The sequence below is a fragment of the Methanobrevibacter sp. genome (assembly GCF_045577275.1).
Taxonomy (GTDB): domain Archaea; phylum Methanobacteriota; class Methanobacteria; order Methanobacteriales; family Methanobacteriaceae; genus Methanobrevibacter.
In genome coordinates this window covers 1-7566 of sequence record NZ_JAZNIB010000362.1, presented here as the reverse complement: position 1 = coordinate 7566, position 7566 = coordinate 1, and the positions used below count along the sequence as shown (strand labels likewise).

Here is a 7566-nt window from a genome sequence, read left to right as displayed (position 1 = left end):
TTTTTTATCAAAAAAATACTTTCTAGTATTATTTTTTTTAAAAATTATTACTTTTTGCCATTTTTTTCATGTTTAAGTAATAAAATAATCTTTAAATAAGTATTACTACTATATTATAAATGATAATTAATATTAATGTGCGGATAATGCCCAATATACTAATTAGGTTAATTTACTTCCTTATTGGTTATTTATTTATCATTTGGGTTTTATAGACTTAAAGCACATTCTCTTCTATTAATTATTTTCATTTTATAATTGAAGGAAAATTTTTTCTCTTTATGAGGGGTAAACTATGAAAAATAAATATAAATTTATTTTAGTAGGTTTAATTCTCCTATCTCTTATAGTCTCAATTGGAGCTGCTTCTGCAGACGATTTAGACACTATTGAAGAGGGAGACGTTTCAGGGGGAGTTGATATTGCTTACTCCAATCCTGGAAGTGAATCTGGGGAATTGAACTATGATATCCCTGAAGATGTAAAGGATGTCCAATATGCCGGTCTGTTTGTAGACTGCTATACTGCCGGGTCTTCAAACCTGGTTTACGGATCTGAGGCAAATGTGACAGTTACATCCAATGGGGAAAGTGAACAAATTGCAAATGAGAGACTTGTCTCTACTCAAGGTAGTGCAGATGGTACTGTATATCATATAAATGACCACACTACCAAATGCTATGCAGATTATTATATGACTTATAATCTCACAGACAGGCTTCAAAATGCAAATGGTAAAGTGACAATTAACGTATCTACTGGTTCAATTGATGGCTATGAATTCTACAATAAGATCAAATTGATTGGATTGGTATTTGCATATAACGATGGCGACACTGATAAGGTCAGCTATTGGGTCAATTCCGGGTCATCCTGGATTAAAGGTGATTCAGGTGAAACCAGCAAAGCTACCTTTAAAGTGGGAACCATTGAAGATAAGGTTTTAAATGCAACACTCGATAACTTTGCATTGTCAAGTGTGGATGGAATCTATACTTTTAATAGCGAGGACTTAATAGAATCCGAAAGCTATGACGAAGGAGTTTATTATTTCAAATATCACAAATTCAATGTATTGAATGATATTGTTAACGGCACCAATACATTGGTCTACACTCCTGGAGCAGGAGCATTTTCATTCAGAAATGTACTGTCCGTCTTAACTGTAAATAGGGAGTATACTCCATCAGCTAAAGCAAGCATATCTTCCGAATATTCCGGTGCATGCTTTGCAGGTACTAACAATGTCATAAAACTTAATTTGACCAATAACGGTACAGAAAAGACCCTTTATACCATAGACTTCTATGTTGATGGTGTAAAGACAAGCAGTTCCCAAATGGAATTGGATGCTGGTGCAGACTCTGTTGCTTATTTGGTAGATGATCTTATCAGACCTGTAACCGCTGACACTGTAAATGGCGTAAGTACAACCAAAGTCAATTATACTGTACAAATCTTGGATGCTAATGGCAATGTTTTAGATGAGAAAACCCTTACACCAACCCTATGGTATAATGGTTATTTAGGTAAGGATTTTGCTTATCCTGCAGAGACTATTGTCTCATTCAAAAACATCACCATTAACGGGGATATTATAATAGACACCCAATCAACATCCACTTATCTTGCTTCTGCTTCCACTGAACGTACTGATGTTTGGACACTTAATGTTCCAGAAGGCGCAGAGTTTGTAAATGGATTTATCTATGTTGCTTATAATTGGGATAAAACACAAGGAACCATTCCTGCTTTGACCACTACATTCAACAATGTGGCAATAACTCCTGTTGCTTCTTACAGAGACCAATCCAATTTAGGCAGTTCAGGTAAGTATGGTTACGGACTTATTGTTTACGATGTAACAGGCTTATTGCAAAGAGGTGAAAACACCTTTGTATTGACTAAAGATGAGTTCAATAAGACTGCTATTTATCCAAGCACTCTTGTAGCATTATACAATGTAAGTGAATCAGATACCATTAAAACCGTTTACATGTACAATGGTGCTGACTTATTGATGGGAAGCAGTTATAATTTCTTAGGAAGAGCTGTTGAAAGTAACTCTGCTTTAGATATCAATACAAGAGAAGACATTACAGATGCAAAACTTTATGTATTTGCTGCTAGTGCTCAAAGAGGCGAAGGAAATATTATAGTCAACGGAGAAGCATTTGATGATGTATGGTCTGGCACTTCCAACTCTACTGATTTATATGTCATAGATTTAGGAAGCTATCCTAAAGATTCTAATGCAGTATCCTTTGTTGCTACCGGTTCTACCATCCTTGCACTTGAGCAATTCATTGTAGTTGAATCAGTTTTATACAATGACATTTATGTAAGCCCTGATGGAACAGGTACTGGTGCAAGTGCAGATGATCCAACAACCATTAATAAAGCACTCAATAGGACTGCTTTGCTTCCATATACCAAAATCCATGTCCTCGATGGTACCTACGACATTACCTCAGTTTTAAATGTTTACACAAACAACACTTATATCTTTGCAGAAAATCCAGGAAATGCAATATTCAATGGAAATGATAATGTAAGACTCATGAGAATATATGCTACCAATGTAACAGTGGATGGCTTAACCTTCACTCATGGAACCAGTTCTGGAGCAGGTATTTATGTAGATGGTGATTCCAAAGAATCACATATAGTAAACTGTATTTTCAAAGATATGAGCCATTCAGGTGCTGGAGGAGCAATCTATGTTGCAGGTCCAAATGTATTTATTGAAAAATGTCAGTTCATGAATCTAACAAGTACTGCATCAACTGGTGGAGGTGCAATCTACTTTAACGCTGTCAATGCAACAGTATCCGACTGTGATTTCAAAAACTGTAATGTAAATCGTGATGGTGGTGCAATCCGTTGTGTTAAAGAGAATGTATTAGTCTCAAATTCAAACTTCACTAACTGTACTGCATCTGCAGGAGGAGCTATTGCATGGAATGCTAATAATGGAAGTGTAATTAACTGTATATTTATGGATAATGCAGCTAACTCTTCATACACAACCTATTCAAATGGTAACCACACAGGTGGTGCTATTTTCTGGGCTGGAACCTATGGTGTAATCGACAATTGTACATTCATCAACAACAAAGCGCCTCTTACAACAAACACTTTAGGTGGAGGAGCTATTCTCTTAGGAAATGATGGTCGTTCTACTAATTGCAGCATAATGAACAGCGTTTTCATAGGCAACTCAGCTAGAAATGGTGGTGCTATCTATTGGGCTAGTTCCACTGACGGCAGAGTATTAAATTGTACATTTGAAAACAATATTGCTAATAATGGTAGCGGTGGTGCTATCTACTGGCGTGGAGATAAATCTCATATAGTTGAGTCTAACTTCACTAACAATCATGCTAAGGAAAATGGTGGAGCAATTTTCATCACATCTGTTGTAAACAATTACCTTGACATTGCAGAATCTAACTTTAAAAACAACACTGCAGATGGCTTCAATTACACTATTCACACTAGCGGTCATTTGTTCTTGGACACCAATAAAATTTTAGATGCAAATGGCAGTGATAGCCTTTATGCAATTTACAACAACGGTTCAATTATAAGCCCTGTCATTGTTTATGCTGTTGTCAATGAAACAGATCCATTAGAATCCAATGTCGCATATTATCTTGTAAATGAGACTGCTGACATTATAGTTTACATTGTAGATGATAATTTGAATACAATAAATGGTCCTGGACTCACTTTGACCATTGGAGATGAAACCATAACTGAATTCGAAATGGATGACTATGCTTATAAAGCCAGCTATAAATTAACTGAATGGGGTACATATAATGTAAATGCAGATTATGCTCGTGCTGAAGATCCATACATTTACTCCGGTACCATTGTAGCTGGAGAAGGTCTCCACTCAGCAGATGTTGAGTTAGTTTCCGAATATAACGGTGTATGTTATGCAGGTACAGAAAATGTAATTGAAGTTCATATAACCAACAATGGTGCTTTTGCTACCAACTATGTCGTTGATTTCTATGTTGATGGTGTAAAGGTAGACAGCACTGAAATTAGCTTACCAGTTGGTTTCAGCAATTTAATTCTTGTAACTGATGAAACCATCAGACCAATCACTGAAGCTACTGTAAACGGTGCAGAGAACGATGTTGCAAATTACACTGTAATTGTAAGTGATAAGGACACTGGAGATGTTTTAACTGAAGAGACCATTTTGCCTGCAGTATTGTATAATGGTAATTTAGGTAAGGATTTCGCTTATCCTTCAGGAAACATTAGTTACTTTAATAATATTACTGTAAATGGTGGCATTATCATTGACTCCAAAGATACTTACAGTGCTGGTTCAACCCCAGGTAGAACTGACATTTGGGTACTTGACTTGGATGATGACGCTACACTTGTCAATGGATTCATTTATGTAGCTTATAACTGGGATAAAACCAATGGAACCATTCCTGAATGGAACTGTTCATTCAATGGTGCTAATATCACACCTGTAGCTTCATACAGAGATCAATCAAACCTTGGCCAATATGGTAAATATGGTTATGGTCTTGTGGTTTTCGATGTGTCTAATTTAATCCAAAAAGGTGAAAACACATTCTCTTTAGGTAAAATCAGAGATTTAACTGCTGTTTACCCAAGCACTCTTGTAGCTTTATACAATGTAACCCAATCCGATGTTATCAAAACTCTTTACATGTATAATGGTGCAGACTTATTGGCTAACACTAATAACACAGCTGGAAGAACAGTTGCAGCCAACAGCATTTTAGGCACTGATTTTGCTGGCATCATTGGCGCTAACTTATATGTATTCGCTGCTGGTGCACAAGCAAATGAAGGTAACTTGATTGTTAACGGTGAAACATATGAAAACATTTGGAATGGTACAAGTCAAACCATAAACGAATATGTTGTTGATTTAGGTACTGCTTTAAGCCCATCCACTAGTGTTTCATTTGTCGCTACCGGTTCCACTATATTGGCATTGCAACAATTTGTACTTGTAGAACGTGCTGTTCCTTCTGTAACCTCTAAATTAGGTTCTGAATATAATGGTGTTTGTTTCGCTGGTACTGATAATGTTTTACAACTTAATTTAACTAATGATGGTCAAGCTAATACTGTTTACACAATTAATTTCTATATTGATGGCGAATTGGCTGACACAATTGAGGTTGAATTGGATTCCGGCGCTAAAACCAGTGTGTTCTTGGTTGATGATCTTATCAGACCTGTAACCGCAAATACTGTAAATGGTGCAGATAACGATAAAGTCAATTACACTGTTGTCATCAGCGATAAAGTTTCAGGCAATGTTTTAGATGAGAAAACTCTCACTCCTAGCGTTTTATATAACGGTAATTTAGGTAAGGATTTAGCTTATCCTCCTGAAAACATCAGTTCATTCAACAATATCACTGTAAATGGTGGCATTGTCATTGATACTAAGGATGATAGCACTTATCTTGGTGCTACTGCTACTGGCAGAACTGATGTCTGGACTCTTGATGTTCCTGAAGACGCTAAATTTGTGAATGGATTTGTTTATGTTGCTTATAATTGGGATAAAACTCAAGGAACTCTTCCTGTTTGGACTACAACCTTTAATGGTGTAGCTATTACTCCTGTTGCAACTTATAGGGATCAATCCAATATGGGTACCTATGGTAAATATGGTTACGGTCTTGTGGTTTATGATGTATCTAGCTTGTTGAAAACTGGTGAAAATACATTTGTTCTTGAAAAAGAATTTAATAAGACCGCTGTTTATCCAAGTACCTTTGTAGCTATGTACAATGTAACTGAATCTGATACTCTCAAGACAATTTACATGTACAACGGTGCTGATTTATTGTCCAATGCAAATAACTTCTTAGGAAGAACTGTAGTAAGTAACAGTGTTTTAGGAATTGTTCCTATTGAAAATGCAATAAGTTCTAGTTTAACTGTATTTGCTGCTAGTGCTCAAAGTGGTGAAGGTGACTTGATTGTAAATGGTGTCACTTATGAAAACATTTGGTCAGGCAGCTCTAACTCTGTAAACGAATATGTTGTTGATTTAGGTACTGCTCCAAGTGAATTCAATGGTGTTTCATTTGTTGCTACCGGTTCCACTATATTGGCATTGCAACAATTTGTAATTGTTGAATCCGTTGCACCTTACTCCTCTTCAGATTTACAAAAACTTATAGATGAAGCTGAAGAAGGCGCTACCCTTGATTTAGGTGATAAGGTCTTTGAGAATGTTTCAAATGTAGTCATTAATAAGGACATTGCAATTACTGGAGGTACAATCATTGGCAGTGAATCTGCTGAGCCAATCTTTGTGATCACCCCTAAATCTGAAGGAGGTCCAAATGAATTTAACCTTACAGATTCAACCATTATTGTAAACAACGGTAATGTTATTGTTAAGGCCACTGCCGATAATGACACTATCCCTACTTCCATCGATACAGCTAACATCAATATTAAAAACAATAATATTGAATTGGCTAATGATGAAGTTGTTCCGGAATCTGTAACCGTATTGGAACTTGACAGTGAAAGACCTATTTTGGCTCCTACTGGTGAAATTGCTGTAACCGGCAACACTTTAGCTGCTGGTGTTGAACCGTTCAACTTTGAAGTAACTTCCGTCAACTCTGATGATGGTACTGTTATTCCTGCTGGTCCAATCACCACAGAAAGAACAGAAACTCAAATTATTTACGAAAACATGACAACCACTGCTGTTGACGTTGACACTGACGGAAGAATCGGCAAATACTTCTACATTACCTTACAAGACAAAGACGGCAACTTATTGAAGAATAAGCATGTCCAAATCGGATTCAACGGTAATGTATATGACAGAGACACTGACGAAAACGGTCAGGCAAGACTCCAAATCAACCTTAAGAACGCAGGAACTTATACATTCGCAGTAAGTTACCTAGGTGATGACGAGTACAACGGATCATTCATCGTTGCTAAGATTGTTGTCAGCAAACAAAAAGGAAGCTTAACAGTTCCAGCTAAAACCTACAAAGCAAGTGCAACAAGCAAAACCTTAACCGCTACCTTCAAATCAGCTAGCGGAAAAGTAGTAAGCGGCAAGAAAATCACATTTACTGTAAACGGTAAATCTTACAGCGCTACCACCAACGATAAAGGTGTTGCAACTGTTAAAGTAAGTTTAAACAAAAAAGGAACATACAGCTTCACTGCTAAGTTTGCTGGTAACACAATGTATGCAGCAATGAACAAAACTGCAAAATTAACAATAAATTAAATAGAATAAATTTTAGAAAAATTAAGGATAGTCGAAAGACTATTCTTAATGATCTTTTTTTTTTTAAAGCTGTTTAAAATCAGAATTTTTTTTAGATTGCATTGCTTTTTTTAAATTAGAATTTTTGATTTGATATTTTTTAGAATTAGTTTTTTAATAAATTATTACTTTTTATTAAAATTTAATAAAAAAAGTATTACTATTCATTCGTTGGTTTAGAACATCATTATTATTACTTTTTTATTTATTTAAACAATTCAGTAATACTATTTTTCAAAATT

Annotated in this window: 1 protein-coding gene; it reads left to right on the top strand. The window is 35.7% G+C overall.

Features of this window, described 5'->3' with window-relative positions; translation table 11 throughout:
- Positions 1-295 precede the first annotated feature (295 nt).
- Positions 296-7285 carry a DUF3344 domain-containing protein gene (locus tag ACKI67_RS10445; protein WP_407463475.1) on the top strand — a complete coding sequence of 2330 codons (6990 nt, stop codon included), beginning with the start codon at positions 296-298 and terminating at the stop codon, positions 7283-7285.
- Positions 7286-7566: the final 281 nt, after the last annotated feature.

Bases quoted from the DNA above. Each gene is read 5' to 3' on its own strand.
- ACKI67_RS10445 (WP_407463475.1), top strand. From the start codon at position 296: ATGAAAAATAAATATAAATTTATTTTAGTAGGTTTAATTCTCCTATCT.